The organism is Paraburkholderia tropica (assembly GCF_900109265.1).
Lineage (GTDB): Bacteria > Pseudomonadota > Gammaproteobacteria > Burkholderiales > Burkholderiaceae > Paraburkholderia > Paraburkholderia tropica.
In genome coordinates, this window is record NZ_FNZM01000024.1 from 115237 (window position 1) to 129673 (window position 14437).

The 14437-nt window shown below is 59.5% G+C and carries 28 protein-coding genes; all 28 read right to left on the reverse strand.

The genetic code is table 11. The features are described from left to right. Window positions 1–30: 30 nt before the first annotated feature. On the reverse strand, window positions 31–654 hold the full coding sequence (rpsD, locus tag BMY06_RS32575; protein WP_065062778.1) for a 30S ribosomal protein S4: 624 nt from the start codon (window positions 652–654) through the stop codon (window positions 31–33). A 165-nt stretch (window positions 655–819) separates the two neighbouring features. Then, window positions 820–1224, reverse strand: a complete 405-nt coding sequence (gene rpsK, locus BMY06_RS32580) for a 30S ribosomal protein S11 (protein WP_006052224.1) — start codon at window positions 1222–1224, stop codon at window positions 820–822. 28 nt (window positions 1225–1252) lie between these two features. Beyond that, window positions 1253–1618 carry a 30S ribosomal protein S13 gene (gene rpsM / locus BMY06_RS32585; protein WP_065062780.1) on the reverse strand — a complete coding sequence of 122 codons (366 nt, stop codon included), beginning with the start codon at window positions 1616–1618 and terminating at the stop codon, window positions 1253–1255. 42 nt (window positions 1619–1660) lie between these two features. After that, window positions 1661–1777, reverse strand: coding sequence for a 50S ribosomal protein L36 (gene rpmJ / locus BMY06_RS32590; RefSeq protein WP_027797300.1), 117 nt, complete (start codon window positions 1775–1777; stop codon window positions 1661–1663). 20 nt (window positions 1778–1797) lie between these two features. Then, on the reverse strand, window positions 1798–2016 hold the full coding sequence (gene infA, locus BMY06_RS32595; protein ID WP_004521905.1) for a translation initiation factor IF-1: 219 nt from the start codon (window positions 2014–2016) through the stop codon (window positions 1798–1800). A gap of 7 nt (window positions 2017–2023) precedes the next feature. Then, window positions 2024–3370 (reverse strand): preprotein translocase subunit SecY, encoded by a 1347-nt coding sequence (gene secY, locus BMY06_RS32600; protein ID WP_065062782.1) that lies wholly within the window; start codon window positions 3368–3370, stop codon window positions 2024–2026. Window positions 3371–3429: 59 nt separating this feature from the next. After that, on the reverse strand, window positions 3430–3864 hold the full coding sequence (gene rplO / locus BMY06_RS32605) for a 50S ribosomal protein L15 (RefSeq protein ID WP_028206523.1): 435 nt from the start codon (window positions 3862–3864) through the stop codon (window positions 3430–3432). A gap of 29 nt (window positions 3865–3893) precedes the next feature. Continuing rightward, complete coding sequence (gene rpmD, locus BMY06_RS32610; RefSeq protein ID WP_010106952.1) at window positions 3894–4076, reverse strand: 50S ribosomal protein L30; 183 nt, start codon at window positions 4074–4076, stop codon at window positions 3894–3896. Between the two features lie 11 nt (window positions 4077–4087). After that, window positions 4088–4606: a 30S ribosomal protein S5 gene (rpsE, locus tag BMY06_RS32615; RefSeq protein WP_027819342.1), complete on the reverse strand. Its 519-nt coding sequence runs from the start codon at window positions 4604–4606 to the stop codon at window positions 4088–4090. A gap of 14 nt (window positions 4607–4620) precedes the next feature. Beyond that, window positions 4621–4986 (reverse strand): 50S ribosomal protein L18, encoded by a 366-nt coding sequence (rplR, locus tag BMY06_RS32620; protein WP_027819343.1) that lies wholly within the window; start codon window positions 4984–4986, stop codon window positions 4621–4623. A 12-nt stretch (window positions 4987–4998) separates the two neighbouring features. Beyond that, entirely contained in the window at window positions 4999–5529 is a 531-nt protein-coding gene (gene rplF / locus BMY06_RS32625) for a 50S ribosomal protein L6 (RefSeq protein ID WP_065062784.1), read from the reverse strand. An 18-nt stretch (window positions 5530–5547) separates the two neighbouring features. Next, window positions 5548–5943 (reverse strand): 30S ribosomal protein S8, encoded by a 396-nt coding sequence (gene rpsH / locus BMY06_RS32630; protein WP_027819345.1) that lies wholly within the window; start codon window positions 5941–5943, stop codon window positions 5548–5550. 14 nt (window positions 5944–5957) lie between these two features. After that, entirely contained in the window at window positions 5958–6263 is a 306-nt protein-coding gene (gene rpsN, locus BMY06_RS32635; protein WP_027819346.1) for a 30S ribosomal protein S14, read from the reverse strand. Window positions 6264–6270: 7 nt separating this feature from the next. After that, complete coding sequence (gene rplE / locus BMY06_RS32640) at window positions 6271–6810, reverse strand: 50S ribosomal protein L5 (protein WP_065062786.1); 540 nt, start codon at window positions 6808–6810, stop codon at window positions 6271–6273. 16 nt (window positions 6811–6826) lie between these two features. Beyond that, entirely contained in the window at window positions 6827–7135 is a 309-nt protein-coding gene (rplX, locus tag BMY06_RS32645; RefSeq protein WP_065062788.1) for a 50S ribosomal protein L24, read from the reverse strand. 9 nt (window positions 7136–7144) lie between these two features. Then, window positions 7145–7513: a 50S ribosomal protein L14 gene (gene rplN, locus BMY06_RS32650; protein WP_006998478.1), complete on the reverse strand. Its 369-nt coding sequence runs from the start codon at window positions 7511–7513 to the stop codon at window positions 7145–7147. A gap of 358 nt (window positions 7514–7871) precedes the next feature. Next, window positions 7872–8144 (reverse strand): 30S ribosomal protein S17, encoded by a 273-nt coding sequence (rpsQ, locus tag BMY06_RS32655; RefSeq protein ID WP_065062790.1) that lies wholly within the window; start codon window positions 8142–8144, stop codon window positions 7872–7874. Next, the gene (gene rpmC / locus BMY06_RS32660) at window positions 8141–8335 is read right to left on the reverse strand and encodes a 50S ribosomal protein L29 (RefSeq protein ID WP_027819350.1); all 195 of its coding nucleotides are present in this window, start codon (window positions 8333–8335) and stop codon (window positions 8141–8143) included. Before rpmC ends, rpsQ begins: the two co-directional genes overlap by 4 nt. Window positions 8336–8345: 10 nt before the next feature. Further along, window positions 8346–8762 (reverse strand): 50S ribosomal protein L16, encoded by a 417-nt coding sequence (gene rplP / locus BMY06_RS32665; RefSeq protein WP_027797288.1) that lies wholly within the window; start codon window positions 8760–8762, stop codon window positions 8346–8348. Between the two features lie 2 nt (window positions 8763–8764). Continuing rightward, a complete protein-coding gene (gene rpsC, locus BMY06_RS32670) occupies window positions 8765–9559 on the reverse strand; it encodes a 30S ribosomal protein S3 (RefSeq protein WP_028213348.1) in 795 nt (264 codons plus the stop codon). Window positions 9560–9570: 11 nt separating this feature from the next. Continuing rightward, window positions 9571–9900: a 50S ribosomal protein L22 gene (gene rplV / locus BMY06_RS32675; RefSeq protein ID WP_004199272.1), complete on the reverse strand. Its 330-nt coding sequence runs from the start codon at window positions 9898–9900 to the stop codon at window positions 9571–9573. Window positions 9901–9912: 12 nt separating this feature from the next. Further along, window positions 9913–10188, reverse strand: a complete 276-nt coding sequence (rpsS, locus tag BMY06_RS32680) for a 30S ribosomal protein S19 (protein ID WP_027797286.1) — start codon at window positions 10186–10188, stop codon at window positions 9913–9915. Between the two features lie 10 nt (window positions 10189–10198). Next, on the reverse strand, window positions 10199–11026 hold the full coding sequence (rplB, locus tag BMY06_RS32685; RefSeq protein WP_065062792.1) for a 50S ribosomal protein L2: 828 nt from the start codon (window positions 11024–11026) through the stop codon (window positions 10199–10201). A gap of 2 nt (window positions 11027–11028) precedes the next feature. Then, on the reverse strand, window positions 11029–11343 hold the full coding sequence (gene rplW / locus BMY06_RS32690; RefSeq protein ID WP_065062794.1) for a 50S ribosomal protein L23: 315 nt from the start codon (window positions 11341–11343) through the stop codon (window positions 11029–11031). Then, the gene (gene rplD / locus BMY06_RS32695; protein WP_065062797.1) at window positions 11340–11960 is read right to left on the reverse strand and encodes a 50S ribosomal protein L4; all 621 of its coding nucleotides are present in this window, start codon (window positions 11958–11960) and stop codon (window positions 11340–11342) included. Before rplD ends, rplW begins: the two co-directional genes overlap by 4 nt. Beyond that, the gene (gene rplC / locus BMY06_RS32700; protein WP_065062826.1) at window positions 11960–12619 is read right to left on the reverse strand and encodes a 50S ribosomal protein L3; all 660 of its coding nucleotides are present in this window, start codon (window positions 12617–12619) and stop codon (window positions 11960–11962) included. Before rplC ends, rplD begins: the two co-directional genes overlap by 1 nt. Before the next feature lie 199 nt (window positions 12620–12818). Continuing rightward, on the reverse strand, window positions 12819–13130 hold the full coding sequence (rpsJ, locus tag BMY06_RS32705) for a 30S ribosomal protein S10 (RefSeq protein ID WP_017777154.1): 312 nt from the start codon (window positions 13128–13130) through the stop codon (window positions 12819–12821). A gap of 137 nt (window positions 13131–13267) precedes the next feature. Continuing rightward, a partial coding sequence (gene tuf / locus BMY06_RS32710; RefSeq protein ID WP_244174732.1) for an elongation factor Tu occupies window positions 13268–14437 on the reverse strand: 1170 nt, incomplete at its 5' end.

Below are 14437 nucleotides of genomic sequence, written 5' to 3' on the forward strand. Positions count from 1 at the left end.
GCACAGAGGTTACCCCGGCCGTCAATTCGATTAACGCGAATACAATTCGACGATCAGGCTTTCGTTGATGTCGCCAGCGATGTCGCTGCGCTCCGGCACGCCCTTGAACGTACCTTCGAACTTCTTCGCGTCGACTGCGACCCAACCTGCGATGCCGCCTTGCTCTGCCAGCGAGAGGGCTTCAGCGATACGCGCCTGCTTCTTCGCCTTTTCGCGAATTGCGACGACGTCGCCTGCCTTCACTTGCATCGACGGGATGTTCGCGACGACGCCGTTCAGCGTGAGAGCCTTGTGGCTCACGAGCTGACGCGCTTCAGCGCGGGTCGATGCGAAGCCCATGCGGTACACGACGTTGTCGAGACGCGATTCGAGCAGTTGCAGCAGGTTTTCGCCGGTGTTGCCCTTGATACGATCAGCTTCCGCGAAGTAGCGGCGGAACTGACGCTCGAGCACGCCGTAGATACGCTTCACTTTTTGCTTCTCGCGCAGCTGCGTGCCGTAGTCGGACGTGCGCGCACCCGAGGTGCGGCCGTGCTGACCCGGCTTGCTGTCGAGCTTGCACTTGTCGGCGAGCGAGCGGCGTGCGCTCTTCAGGAAGAGGTCGGTGCCTTCACGGCGGGACAGCTTGGCCTTCGGGCCGATATAACGTGCCACGTTGCTTTCCTTCGATAATTGATCACGCGAAGCCTGAAACGGGGAGACCCCGCGACTCGCGCTAGTCCGGCCCTTTGGACCGAACGGTGGGCTTAGTCAATTCAATAGCGCCGAGAGCCTGGGACGCCGTTACCGGCGGCTCAGGCAGTCGGCAAGCGCGACGCCTTAGATACGACGGCGCTTCGGCGGACGGCAGCCGTTGTGCGGGACCGGCGTCACGTCGGAGATCGCGGTGATCTTGATGCCAAGACCATGCAGCGCGCGCACCGCCGATTCGCGACCCGGGCCGGGGCCCTTGATACGCACTTCGAGGTTCTTGACGCCGTATTCCATTGCAACACGGCCAGCCGATTCAGCTGCGACCTGAGCTGCGAAGGGCGTCGACTTACGCGAACCCTTGAAGCCCTGACCGCCCGACGTTGCCCAGGCGAGTGCATTGCCTTGACGGTCGGTGATCGTGATGATCGTGTTGTTGAACGACGCGTGAACGTGAACCACGCCCTCGGCGACGTTCTTCTTAACCTTCTTGCGAACGCGTTGCGCCGCGGAGTTGTTCGAAGCCTTAGCCATTACGTTTTCCTGTAACTGTCAGAACCGCTTACTTCTTCAGCGACTGTGCTGCGCGGCGCGGACCCTTGCGCGTACGTGCGTTGGTGCGCGTACGCTGGCCACGCAGGGGCAGGCCCTTGCGATGGCGCACGCCGCGGTAGCAGCCGAGATCCATCAGGCGCTTGATGTTCATCGTCGTTTCACGGCGAAGATCGCCTTCGACGACAAACTTGCCCACTTCATCACGCAGCTTTTCCAGATCCGCGTCGTTCAGGTCCTTGACCTTCTTGTCAAACGGGACACCAGCAGCGACGCAGATGTTGCGCGAACGCGTGCGGCCGATACCGAAGATCGCCGTCAGGCCGATTTCCGTGTGCTGGTGGTTCGGGATGTTAACCCCTGCGATACGAGCCATTGTTTTTCCTCAAACAAAAAGCGCAAGCAAAAAGCGCGCTGATCAGCCTTGACGCTGCTTGTGGCGCGGGTCCGTGCTGCAGATCACGCGAACGACGCCGTTGCGCTTGATGATTTTGCAGTTACGGCACATGCGCTTTACCGATGCCATCACTTTCATGATATTACCCTTTTTCTAAATCACTTCGCCCGGAACACGATCCGCGCACGCGACAGATCGTAAGGCGTCAACTCAACTGTCACCTTGTCGCCAGGAAGAATACGGATGTAGTGCATCCGCATCTTCCCGGAAATATGCCCAAGGACCACATGGCCGTTTTCCAGTTTTACCCGGAAGGTGGCGTTAGGGAGGTTTTCTATGACCTCACCTTGCATCTGGATCACATCGTCTTTGGCCATATGTCCTTCAGCGCATCGGGACTCCGCCACCCTTGAAGTTCGCCTTCTTGAGCAGCGATTCGTATTGTTGCGACATGACGTACGACTGCACCTGCGCCATGAAGTCCATTGTGACGACGACAATGATCAGCAGCGACGTGCCACCAAAATAAAACGGCACATTCCAGCGCAGCACCAGAAACTCCGGCAGCAGACAGACAAACACGATATAGATCGCACCGGCCAGCGTCAGACGCGTGAGGATGCGGTCGATATAGCGAGCCGTCTGATCGCCCGGGCGGATGCCAGGAACGAACGCGCCACTCTTCTTCAGGTTGTCGGCCGTTTCCCTGCTGTTGAACACCAGTGCGGTGTAGAAGAAGCAGAAGAAGACGATCGCCAACGCATACAGCAACACGTACACCGGTTGGCCAGGCTTGAGAGCTTCAGCCACGTTGTGCAGCGTGTCTGCGAACCAGTTGGATCGCGAACCCGAGCTGAACCAATTCAGAATCGTTGCCGGGAACAGGATGATCGACGATGCGAAGATCGGCGGAATCACGCCCGACATGTTCAGCTTGAGCGGCAGGTGGGACGACTGCCCGCCGTAAATCTTGTTACCGACCTGACGCTTCGCATAGTTCACGAGGATCTTGCGCTGGCCGCGTTCGATGAACACCACCAGGTACGTCACAGCCGCGATCAGTGCCACGATGATGATCGCCGAGACGGGGCCCATCGAGCCGGTGCGAACCAGTTCAAACAGACCGCCGATTGCATTCGGGAAACCCGCTGCAATCCCGCCGAAGATGATGATCGAAATGCCGTTGCCGAGACCGCGTTCCGTGATCTGCTCACCAAGCCACATCAGGAACATCGTGCCCGTCACGAGCGTTACGACCGTCGTCAGGCGAAACACCATGCCCGGATCGATCACGAGGCCAGGCTGGTTTTCCAGCGCGACCGCGATGCCGAACGCCTGAAACGTCGCCAGCACCACCGTGAAGATCCGCGTGTACTGCGTGATCTTGCGTTGCCCGGCTTGCCCTTCCTTCTTCAACGCTTCCAGCTGCGGCGAGACGATCGCCATCAGCTGCAGGATGATCGACGCCGAAATATACGGCATCACACCCAGCGCGAAGATCGTGAAGCGAGACAGCGCGCCACCCGAGAACATGTTGAACATGCCAAGGATGCCGCCCGACTGGCTTTGAAAGAGCTTCGCCAGCTGGTCAGGGTCGATACCCGGAACCGGAATGTGCGCACCGATACGATAAACGACCAGCGCCAGCAGCAAGAACATTGCACGCCGACGCAGGTCGCCGAACTTCGGAGCGCTGCGACCGGTTTTTGCGAGACTCGGGCTAGTAGCCAAGTAGCTTCTCCGATGCAGATGCTAGTGACGGCGGGCGAACCCGCACGTCCCACTCACAATCACTCGGCAAAAGAACCGCCTGCTGCTTCAATCGCAGCACGCGCGTTCTTCGTCGCACCCAGACCCTTAACGACGACCTTACGCTTGATCTCGCCAGTAGCGATGATCTTTGCGCTGCGGGTCAGTTCGCCAACGAGGCCTGCCTGCTTGAGAGCCAGCAGATCGATTTCGTCGACCGGCAGCTTCTCGATGTCGGCGAGGCGCACTTCACCGACGAATTCCTTCGTCAGCGAGGTGAAGCCACGCTTCGGCAGACGACGCTGCAGAGGCATTTGACCGCCTTCGAAGCCAACCTTGTGGAAGCCGCCCGAACGCGATTTCTGACCCTTGTGACCACGGCCAGCGGTCTTGCCGAGGCCGGAGCCGATGCCGCGACCGACGCGACGCTTTGCGTGCTTCGCGCCTTCTGCCGGCTTCAGGTTATTCAATTCCATTTTCAACTCCTGGAGTCTTGGTCGACCGCTTAGCCGATGACCTTAACGAGGTACGAGACCTTGTTGATCATGCCGCGCACAGCCGGCGTGTCCTGAAGCTCGGAGACCGAGTTCAGGCGGCGCAGGCCGAGACCGCGCACGGTGGCACGGTGCGTTTCGCGGGTCCCAATCAGGCTCTTGACGAGCTGAACCTTGACAGTTTTTTCAGACATGGTGCCCACCCTTAGCCCAGAATTTCTTCGACGGACTTGCCGCGCTTCGCCGCGATGTCGGCCGGGGTCGACTGCTTGCGCAGACCGTCCAGCGTTGCACGAACGAGGTTGTACGGGTTCGTCGAACCGTGGCTCTTGGCCACGACGTTCTGCACGCCCATCACGTCGAACACTGCGCGCATCGGGCCGCCGGCGATCACGCCCGTACCAGCCTTCGCCGGAGCGAGGAGGACGACCGATGCGCCATGCTTGCCGTGCACTTCGTGTTGCAGGGTGCCGTTCTTCAGGGGCACCTTGAACATGTTGCGACGAGCTTGTTCCATCGCCTTCTGGACAGCGACGGGCACTTCTTTCGACTTGCCCTTGCCCATACCGACGCGGCCATCACCATCGCCAACCACGGTCAGTGCGGCGAAGCCGAGAATACGGCCACCCTTCACGACCTTGGTCACGCGATTGACCGAAATCATTTTTTCACGAAGGCCGTCGTCGCGTTCGTCAGCCTGAACTTTCGCTTGCATCTTTGCCATGACGAATTCCTTCCTTAGAACTTGAGCCCGGCTTCGCGCGCAGCATCAGCCAGCGCCTTGACGCGGCCGTGATAGCGGAAACCCGAGCGGTCAAAGGCGACGGATTCGATGCCGGCGGCCTTAGCCTTTTCTGCGATACGCTTGCCGATCAGCGAGGCAGCGGCGACATTGCCACCCTTGCCCGACTGGTCAGCCAGTTGCGCACGCACTTCGGCTTCAAGCGTCGACGCGCTGGCCAGCACCTTGGTGCCGCAGGGCGAGAACACTTGCGCATAAATGTGCGTGTTCGTGCGATGCACGGCCAGGCGCGCGACTTGCAGCTCAGCGATCTTGAGACGCGTCTGACGAGCGCGGCGCAGGCGAGATTGAGTCTTATCCATGATTGCGCACCCTTACTTCTTCTTCGTTTCTTTGAGGATCACAACCTCGTCGGCGTAACGCACACCCTTGCCCTTGTAGGGCTCAGGCGGGCGATAACCGCGCACTTCGGCTGCGGTTTGGCCGACTTTCTGCTTGTCGATCCCCTTGATCACGATTTCCGTTTGCGACGGGGTTTCGGCCTTCACGCCTTCCGGCATCTGGTGCACCACCGGGTGCGAGAAACCCAGCGACAGGTTCAGCTTGTCGCCTTGCGCTTGAGCACGGTAACCGACGCCAACCAGCGTCAGCTTGCGCTCAAAACCCTTCGTCACGCCTTGCACCATGTTCGCGACGATCGCGCGCATCGTGCCAGACATCGCGTTTGCTTCGCGGCTGTCGTCGGCCGGCTCGAACTTGAGCGTGCCGTTGTCGTTCACCACCTTCACGAGGCGGTTCGCAGCTTGCGAAATCGTACCCAGCGCGCCCTTGACGGTAATCTTCTCGTCGCTGAGCGTCGCTTCTGCGCCTTGCAGCGCGACCGGGCTCTTACCTACTCGAGACATGTTTCTTCTCCTTAGGCCTTAAGCGACGTAGCAGATAACTTCGCCGCCGACGCCAGTAGCGCGTGCCTTGCGGTCCGTCATCACACCCTTGGGCGTCGACACGATCGCAACGCCGAGGCCATTCATGACCTGCGGGATGTCGTTGCGGCCGCGGTACACGCGCAGACCCGGCTTCGAGACGCGTTCGATGCGCTCGATAACGGGACGGCCAGCGTAGTACTTCAACGCGATGTTCAATTCCGACTTCGCACCTTCGGTTTTCACCGCGAAGTCATCGATATAACCTTCGTCCTTCAGAACCTGCGCAATCGCAATCTTCACTTTCGACGAGGGCATAGCAACCGAAACTTTCTCGACCATCTGCGCATTGCGGATGCGAGTCAGCATATCGGCGATAGGATCACTCATGCTCATTTATGTTTCTCCTATTACCAGCTCGCCTTGGTGATGCCAGGGATCTCACCACGGAACGCGATTTCACGAATCTTGTTACGTGCGAGACCGAATTTGCGGAACGTGCCACGCGGACGGCCCGTGATCGCGCAGCGGTTACGCTTGCGAGTCGGGTTCGAGTTGCGGGGCAGTTGTTGCAGTTCCAGGCGAGCTGCGTAGCGCTCTTCTTCCGACTTGCTTTGGTCGTCGATGATCGCCTTCAGCTCTGCGCGCTTCGGCGCAAATTTCGCTGCCAGACGAGCGCGCTTCTTTTCACGTTCGATCAGTGCCAGTTTAGCCACGGTAACCTCAGTTTCTGAACGGGAACTTGAAGCTGGCGAGCAGTGCCTTTGCTTCTTCGTCGGTCTTCGCGGTCGTCGTGATGCTGATGTTCAGCCCACGCAGCGCGTCGATCTTGTCGTAGTCAATTTCGGGGAAAATGATCTGCTCTTTCACACCGATGTTGTAGTTACCACGGCCATCGAACGCCTTGCCCGACACGCCACGGAAGTCGCGCACGCGGGGGAGCGCAACCGTCACGAAACGGTCCAGGAATTCGTACATTGCCTGGCCACGCAGCGTGACCATCGTGCCGATCGGGTAGCCTTCACGGATCTTGAAACCGGCGATTGCCTTGCGCGACTTCGTCACGACAGGCTTTTGACCGGCGATCTTCGTGAGGTCGCCCACGGCGTGCTCAAGCACTTTCTTGTCAGCAACGGCTTCACCGACACCCATGTTCAGGGTGATCTTGGTGAGGCGCGGCACTTCCATGATCGACTTGTAACCGAACTTCTCGATCAGGCCGGGAACGACCTTCTCTTTATAAAATTCTTGCAAACGTGCCATTTTTTACTCCGCAGCGTCAGGCGCTCAGAACAGCACCGGTCGTCTTAAGGAAACGAACCTTCTTGTCCCCTTCGACCTTGATGCCCACGCGCGACGGCTTGCCGTTCGCGTCGACCAATGCGACGTTCGAGATAGCCAGCGGCATTGCCTTGGCTTCAACGCCACCCGTCGTACCCTTCATGGGGTTCGGCTTAACATGCTTCTTCGCGATGTTGATGCCTTCGACGGTCACGCGGTCTGCGCCGATACCTACCACGACGCCGCGCTTGCCCTTGTCTTTGCCAGTGACGACGATAACTTCGTCACCCTTGCGAATCTTGTTCATCGCGACTCCTTACAGCACTTCCGGCGCCAGCGAAACGATCTTCATGAATCGTTCGCTACGCAGCTCACGCGTGACCGGCCCGAAAATACGGGTGCCGATCGGCTCAAGCTTGGTGTTCAAAAGCACGGCGGCGTTGCCATCGAACTTGATCAGCGAGCCGTCTTGACGGCGCACGCCCTTCGCGGTGCGAACCACAACAGCGTTGTAGATTTCGCCCTTTTTCACGCGCCCACGCGGCGTTGCTTCCTTGACGGTCACCTTGATGATGTCGCCAATGCTGGCATAACGACGCTTCGAGCCGCCGAGCACCTTGATGCACATGACTTCACGCGCACCCGTGTTGTCGGCTACTTCAAGCCGAGTTTCGGTCTGGATCATGGTTTATCTATCCCAACTTAATCCGGTCGCGCCACCATGGCACATCCGGTCAGTCTTGGTCCCGTCAGCCGCGCCGCCACTAGAACGACCGCTCAGCTGCTTGGGTATGAACAGCAGCGACGGCAAACGAAACCGGCCATCGCATTCCGGTGAATCTTGCTAACCCGGACTGGCGCCCGGATTTTGCTTCCCCTTTCATGTTTACCCGCTGCTTTGCCAACAGCGCGCCCATAAAGAGGGAAGACCAAGACTATAACTCGATAATCTTGGTCTAGCAAGCGAAATCTTCTGCGATTTCAACTACTTCTGCACCCCGGGGAGAGACCCCCGGGATGTTTCATCATCTGAAACGGGCGTTTTAGATGACGCGTGCTGCTTCTACAAGCTTCGACACGGTCCAGGCCTTCGTCTTCGACAGCGGACGGGTCTCCTGGATTTCAACGAGGTCACCCTCGTTGTACGTGTTCGATTCGTCGTGAGCGTGGTACTTCTTCGACTGCACGACGTACTTGCCGTAGATCGGGTGCTTGACGCGGCGCTCGACCAGGACGGTGACCGTCTTGTCCATCTTGTTGCTGACGACCTTGCCGACCAGCGTCCGCTTAAGCGAGGTTTTCACGCTTTCGTTCATTTCTGGTTCGCCTTCTGAGTCAGGACGGTCCGCACACGTGCGATGTCGCGACGAACCTTCTTCAGCTGGCTCGTGTTCGTGAGCTGCTGGGTCGCGAGTTGCATGCGCAGGCCGAATTGCGCCTTCAAGAGGTCCGACAGCTCTTGATCGAGCGCGGCCTTGTCTTTCTGAAGAAGTTCAGATGCCTTCATCATTAACTCCTTAGGCGCCGAGCTGGCGAACCATGAAGACCGTCTTCAGCGGCAGCTTCGCTGCAGCCAGACGGAACGCTTCACGAGCCAGTTCTTCGGACACACCATCCATTTCGTACAGCATCTTGCCCGGTTGAATCTCTGCGACGTAGTACTCAGGGTTACCCTTACCGTTACCCATACGCACTTCCGCCGGCTTTTGCGAGATCGGCTTGTCCGGGAAGATACGGATCCAGATGCGGCCGCCACGCTTGATGTGACGCGTCATTGCACGACGCGCCGCTTCAATCTGACGTGCGGTCAGGCGACCACGACCGATAGCCTTCAGACCGTATTCACCGAACGAAACTGCGTTGCCGCGCGTTGCGACGCCGGTGTTACGACCCTTCTGCTCTTTGCGATACTTCCTGCGTTTCGGTTGCAGCATCGTTATTCTCCACTCTTGCCGTCACCGCCGGCAGCGCCACGGCGCGGTGCGCCACGGCGTGCGCCCGGTGCACCTTCGCCATCACGGCGCGGACGACGATCGCCCGGGCGCGCGTTGCGGCGCGGACGCTTTTCTTCGGCGACTTCTTCCACCACCGGTGCGTCGTTGCGGCCGAGCGTGTCGCCCTTGTAGACCCAAACCTTCACGCCGATGATGCCGTACGTCGTCTTCGCTTCCGAGGTTGCGTAGTCGATGTCAGCACGCAGCGTGTGAAGCGGCACTCGACCTTCGCGGTACCACTCGGTACGTGCGATTTCGATACCGTTCAGACGGCCGGCGCTCATGATCTTGATGCCCTGGGCACCCAGACGCATCGCGTTCTGCATCGCGCGCTTCATTGCGCGACGGAACATGATGCGGCGCTCGAGCTGCTGCGTGATCGAGTCGGCGATCAGCTGCGCGTCGGTTTCCGGCTTGCGGATTTCTTCGATGTTCACATGAACCGGAACGCCCATGCGCTTCTGGAGTTCGGCCTTGAGGAGTTCGATGTCCTCGCCCTTCTTGCCGATCACCACACCCGGGCGCGAGCTGTAAATCGTGATGCGAGCGTTCTTAGCCGGACGCTCGATCACAACACGGCCCACCGAAGCGTTCTTCAGCTTCTTCTTCAGGTATTCACGAACACCGATGTCTTCCTTCAACATCGCCGCGAAATTGTTGTTGTTCGCGTACCAACGCGAAGCCCAATTGCGGCTGACGGCCAAACGGAAGCCAGTCGGATGAATTTTCTGTCCCATCGTATGGCTCCTTAATTCCCGACCGTCACAGTGATGTGACAGGATTGCTTCTCGATGCGGTTGCCGCGGCCCTTGGCGCGCGCGGTGAAACGCTTCAGCGAAGCCGCCTTGTCGACGTAGATGCTCTTGATCTTGAGCTCGTCGATGTCCGCGCCTTCGTTGTGTTCCGCGTTTGCGATCGCCGAGAGCACAACCTTTTTCACGATGCCAGCCGCTTTCTTCGGCGAGAACGTCAGAACGTTCAGTGCCTTGTCAACCGGCAGACCGCGGATCTGGTCAGCCACAAGACGCGTCTTCTGCGCCGAGATGCGGGCACCGCGATGAATTGCCTTCACTTCCATCTTGATTGCCCCTTATTTCTTGGCCTTCTTGTCGGCCGCGTGACCCTTGAACGTACGGGTCAGTGCGAACTCGCCAAGCTTGTGGCCGACCATGTTTTCCGTGACATACACCGGAACGTGTTGACGGCCGTTATGCACGGCGATCGTCAGGCCGATGAAGTCCGGCAGGATCGTCGAACGACGCGACCAGGTCTTGATCGGTTTCTTGTCGCGCGTAGCTGCAGCCGCCTCAACCTTCTTCAGCAAATGGGCGTCGCAGAACGGACCTTTCTTAATAGAACGTGCCATTGCCTACTCCTTAGCGCTTGTGACGGCGCTGGACGATCATGCTCGTCGTGCGCTTGTTGCTGCGGGTGCGGTAGCCCTTAGCCGGCGTGCCCCACGGGCTAACCGGATCGCGACCAGCAGCAGTCTTGCCTTCACCACCACCGTGCGGGTGGTCAACCGGGTTCATTGCAACGCCGCGGACCGTCGGGCGGATGCCGCGCCAGCGGTTCGCACCAGCCTTACCGATTTGACGGAGGCTGTGTTCTTCGTTGCCCACTTCACCGATCGTTGCGCGGCACTCAACGTGGACGCGGCGGATTTCGCCCGAACGCAGACGAACCTGCGCGTAGACGCCTTCGCGTGCCAGCAGCATTGCCGACGTACCAGCCGAACGCGCGATCTGCGCGCCCTTGCCCGGCAGCATTTCGATGCAGTGGATCGTCGTACCGACCGGGATGTTGCGGATCGGCAGAGCGTTACCCGACTTGATCGGCGCTTCCGAACCCGACATCAGCGGCTGGCCAACCACCGCGCCCTTCGGGGCGATGATGTAGCGACGCTCACCGTCTGCGTACAGAACCAGCGCGATGTTCGCGCTACGGTTCGGGTCGTATTCCAGGCGTTCGATCTTTGCCGGAATGCCGTCCTTCGTACGACGGAAGTCGATCACGCGGTAGTGCTGCTTGTGACCACCACCCTTGTGACGGGTCGTGATACGACCATTGTTGTTACGGCCAGCCGTCTTGGATTGCGTGTCGAGCAGCGCCGCGAACGGCTTGCCCGTGTGCAGATCCTTGTTGACGATCTTGACCATCGCGCGGCGACCCGGCGAAGTCGGCTTAACTTTCACGATTGCCATGATTACTTGGCCTCCGCTTCAAAGTTGATTTCCTGGCCGGGCTTCAGGCAGACGTACGCCTTCTTCACGTCCTTGCGCTTGCCGTTGAAGCGGCCAAAGCGCTTGGCTTTACCCTTCTGGACCAGCACGTTGACGGAGTCAACTTCCACCTTGAACATCAGCTCGACAGCAGCCTTGACTTCCTGCTTCGTCGCATCCGGGGCGACTTCGAAGACGACTTGTTCGTTCTTCTCCGCCACCAGCGTCGCCTTTTCGGAGATCACCGGCGCGAGCAGGACCTGCATCAAACGATGATCGTTCTTGCGAATCTCGCTCATGACAGCAACTCCTCGATCTGGGCGACCGCTGCCTTCGTGATCAGGATCTTCTTGAAGTAGATCAGCGAGAGGGGGTCGGCAAAACGCGGCTCAACGACTGCCACGTGGGGCAGGTTGCGCGACGCGAGAAACAGGTTCTCGTCGACCGTGTCGGTAATGACCAGCACGGATTCGAGACCCATGGCCTTGAACTTTTCGGCCAGCAGCTTCGTCTTCGGCGCTTCGAGCGACAGCTCTTCGACGACCGAGATGCGGCCTTCGCGGGCCAGCTGCGAGAAGATCGAGCAGAGGCCTGCGCGATGCATCTTCTTGTTGACCTTGTGAGCGAAGTTTTCTTCCGGCGAATTCGGGAAGATGCGACCACCGCCACGCCACAGCGGGCTCGACGACATACCGGCACGAGCGCGACCCGTACCCTTCTGACGCCACGGCTTCTTGGTGGTGTGCTTGACCTGTTCACGGTCCTTCTGCGCGCGGTTACCGCTGCGCGCGTTCGCCTGATAGGCGACAACGATCTGATGGATCAGCGCTTCGTTGTAGTCACGGCCGAACACGACGTCCGACGCGTTAACTGCTGCGCCTTCCTGACCATTAGCGTTCAGGAGCTTCAGTTCCATTATTGCGCTCCTTTCTTGACGCGTGCCTTGACAGCCGGCGTCACGAAAACCTTGCCGCCCTTTGCACCAGGAACGGCACCCTTGACCAACAGCAGGCTGCGCTCTGCGTCGATACGGGCGATTTCGAGGTTTTGCACCGTCACGGTTTCGTCACCCATGTGACCGGTCATGCGCTTACCCGGGAAAACACGACCCGGATCCTGCGCCATACCGATCGAGCCCGGCACATTGTGCGAGCGCGAGTTACCGTGCGAAGCACGACCCGAAGCAAAGTTGTAACGCTTGATGGTACCGGCGTAGCCCTTACCGATCGAGGTGCCTTGCACGTCGACCTTCTGGCCTTCCGAGAAGAGATCCACACCGATCACGGCGCCATTCGACAGCTCGGCAGCCTTGGCGGCGTCGATCTGGAATTCCTTGAGGATTTCACCGGCTTGAACACCGGCTTTGGCGAGATGACCTGCGATCGGCTTCGTCACGCGCGAAGCGCGGCGCGTACCGAACGCAACCTGCACGGCCGTGTAGCCGTCGGTTTCAACAGTCTTGATCTGCGTCACGCGGTTGTCGGACACGTCCAGCACGGTCACGGGAATCGAATCCCCTTCGGCCGTGAAGATACGGGTCATGCCAACCTTGCGACCTACGAGTCCAAGGCTCATCGTTTTCTCCATTCCCGACTGCGATTGGTCGGGGCTAATTTACAAAGTACCGGCACGTTTCCGGGGTAAAGGCCCGCAAGACACACCGATTTTTTTGCGCGAATGCGCGAAAAGACGTCAAGTATAACGTCCTCCCACGATTTCCGCAAGCAATCAAAGACTTAGCGCGATCAGGTCATCCTGGCCGCGCTCGAGACTCTTACTGCAGCTTGATTTCGACGTCCACACCAGCCGGGAGGTCCAGCTTCATCAGCGCGTCGACGGTCTTGTCCGTCGGGTCGACGATGTCCATCAGGCGCAGGTGGGTACGGATTTCGAGCTGGTCGCGCGACGTCTTGTTGACGTGCGGCGAACGCAGGATGTCGAAACGCTGGATACGCGTCGGCAGCGGCACCGGACCGCGGACGATTGCGCCCGTGCGCTTCGCCGTATCGACGATTTCAGCAGCCGACTGGTCGATCAGGCGGTAGTCGAATGCTTTCAGGCGGATACGGATTTTTTGGTTCTGCATGACAATTCCTTAAAAAGAGCGAGGCGGACTTGCGCCGCCAGACAATATAAAGAGCGTAGGTCCGCCCCGCGACAAGACGCCGCGGGGCGGACCCAGGGTACATCAACTACTCAAGCAAGCCGAGTATTGTACTCGAATTACTCGATGATCTTCGCGACGACGCCGGCGCCGACGGTACGGCCACCTTCGCGGATTGCGAAGCGCAGACCTTCTTCCATCGCGATCGGAGCGATCAGCTTCACCGTGATCGACACGTTGTCGCCCGGCATGACCATTTCCTTGTCCTTCGGCAGCTCGATCGAGCCCGTCACGTCCGTCGTACGGAAGTAGAACTGCGGACGGTAGTTGTTGAAGAACGGCGTGTGACGGCCGCCTTCGTCCTTGCTCAGCACGTACACTTCAGCCGTGAAGTGCGTGTGCGGCGTGATCGAACCCGGCTTGGCCAGAACCTGGCCGCGCTCGACGTCTTCACGCTTCGTGCCGCGCAGCAGGATACCGACGTTGTCGCCTGCCTGACCTTGATCGAGCAGCTTGCGGAACATTTCCACGCCCGTGCAGGTCGTCTTCACCGTCGGCTTGATACCGACGATTTCGATTTCTTCGCCGACCTTGACGATGCCGCGCTCGACGCGACCCGTCACCACCGTGCCACGACCCGAGATCGAGAACACGTCTTCCACCGGCATCAGGAACGCGCCGTCAACTGCACGCTCCGGCGTCGGGATGTACGTGTCCAGCGCGTCGGCCAGGCTCATGATCGCCACTTCACCCAGCTCGCCCGTGTCGCCTTCCAGCGCCAGCTTGGCCGAACCCTTGACGATCGGCGTGTCGTCGCCCGGGAAGTCGTACTTCGACAGAAGTTCGCGCACTTCCATTTCGACCAGCTCGAGCAGCTCGGCGTCGTCGACCATGTCGCACTTGTTCAGGAAGACGATGATGTACGGAACGCCAACCTGACGTGCCAGCAGGATGTGCTCACGCGTTTGCGGCATCGGGCCGTCAGCAGCCGAGCAAACCAGGATCGCGCCGTCCATCTGTGCCGCGCCCGTGATCATGTTCTTCACGTAGTCAGCGTGGCCCGGGCAGTCGACGTGTGCGTAGTGGCGGTTAGCCGTTTCGTACTCGACGTGCGCGGTGTTGATGGTAATACCACGTGCCTTTTCTTCCGGTGCCGCGTCGATCTGGTCGTACGCCTTGGCTTCGCCACCGAACTTCTTGGTCAGAACCGTCGTGATAGCTGCCGTCAGCGTGGTCTTGCCGTGGTCAACGTGACCGATCGTGCCCACGTTCACGTGCGGCTTGGTCCG

Bases quoted from the DNA above. Each gene is read 5' to 3' on its own strand.
- rplE (WP_065062786.1), bottom strand. From the start codon at position 6,810: ATGGCACGTTTGCAAGAATTTTATAAAGAGAAGGTCGTTCCCGGCCTG.
- rplX (WP_065062788.1), bottom strand. From the start codon at position 7,135: ATGAACAAGATTCGCAAGGGTGACGAAGTTATCGTCGTCACTGGCAAA.
- rpsS (WP_027797286.1), bottom strand. From the start codon at position 10,188: ATGGCACGTTCTATTAAGAAAGGTCCGTTCTGCGACGCCCATTTGCTG.
- rplN (WP_006998478.1), bottom strand. From the start codon at position 7,513: ATGATCCAGACCGAAACTCGGCTTGAAGTAGCCGACAACACGGGTGCG.
- rpsJ (WP_017777154.1), bottom strand. From the start codon at position 13,130: ATGCAGAACCAAAAAATCCGTATCCGCCTGAAAGCATTCGACTACCGC.
- rplF (WP_065062784.1), bottom strand. From the start codon at position 5,529: ATGTCTCGAGTAGGTAAGAGCCCGGTCGCGCTGCAAGGCGCAGAAGCG.
- rpsH (WP_027819345.1), bottom strand. From the start codon at position 5,943: ATGAGCATGAGTGATCCTATCGCCGATATGCTGACTCGCATCCGCAAT.
- rplR (WP_027819343.1), bottom strand. From the start codon at position 4,986: ATGGATAAGACTCAATCTCGCCTGCGCCGCGCTCGTCAGACGCGTCTC.
- rpsM (WP_065062780.1), bottom strand. From the start codon at position 1,618: ATGGCTCGTATCGCAGGGGTTAACATCCCGAACCACCAGCACACGGAA.
- rplD (WP_065062797.1), bottom strand. From the start codon at position 11,960: ATGGAACTGAAGCTCCTGAACGCTAATGGTCAGGAAGGCGCAGCAGTT.
- rplO (WP_028206523.1), bottom strand. From the start codon at position 3,864: ATGGAATTGAATAACCTGAAGCCGGCAGAAGGCGCGAAGCACGCAAAG.
- rpsQ (WP_065062790.1), bottom strand. From the start codon at position 8,144: ATGAACGAAAGCGTGAAAACCTCGCTTAAGCGGACGCTGGTCGGCAAG.
- rplC (WP_065062826.1), bottom strand. From the start codon at position 12,619: ATGAGCCTTGGACTCGTAGGTCGCAAGGTTGGCATGACCCGTATCTTC.
- rpsK (WP_006052224.1), bottom strand. From the start codon at position 1,224: ATGGCTAAGGCTTCGAACAACTCCGCGGCGCAACGCGTTCGCAAGAAG.
- rplB (WP_065062792.1), bottom strand. From the start codon at position 11,026: ATGGCAATCGTGAAAGTTAAGCCGACTTCGCCGGGTCGCCGCGCGATG.
- rpsC (WP_028213348.1), bottom strand. From the start codon at position 9,559: ATGGGACAGAAAATTCATCCGACTGGCTTCCGTTTGGCCGTCAGCCGC.
- infA (WP_004521905.1), bottom strand. From the start codon at position 2,016: ATGGCCAAAGACGATGTGATCCAGATGCAAGGTGAGGTCATAGAAAAC.
- rpmD (WP_010106952.1), bottom strand. From the start codon at position 4,076: ATGTCTGAAAAAACTGTCAAGGTTCAGCTCGTCAAGAGCCTGATTGGG.
- rpsE (WP_027819342.1), bottom strand. From the start codon at position 4,606: ATGGCAAAGATGCAAGCGAAAGTTCAGGCTGACGAACGCGACGACGGC.
- rpmC (WP_027819350.1), bottom strand. From the start codon at position 8,335: ATGAAGGCATCTGAACTTCTTCAGAAAGACAAGGCCGCGCTCGATCAA.
- rplP (WP_027797288.1), bottom strand. From the start codon at position 8,762: ATGCTGCAACCGAAACGCAGGAAGTATCGCAAAGAGCAGAAGGGTCGT.
- rplW (WP_065062794.1), bottom strand. From the start codon at position 11,343: ATGAGCGAGATTCGCAAGAACGATCATCGTTTGATGCAGGTCCTGCTC.
- rpmJ (WP_027797300.1), bottom strand. From the start codon at position 1,777: ATGAAAGTGATGGCATCGGTAAAGCGCATGTGCCGTAACTGCAAAATC.
- rplV (WP_004199272.1), bottom strand. From the start codon at position 9,900: ATGGAAGTGAAGGCAATTCATCGCGGTGCCCGCATCTCGGCGCAGAAG.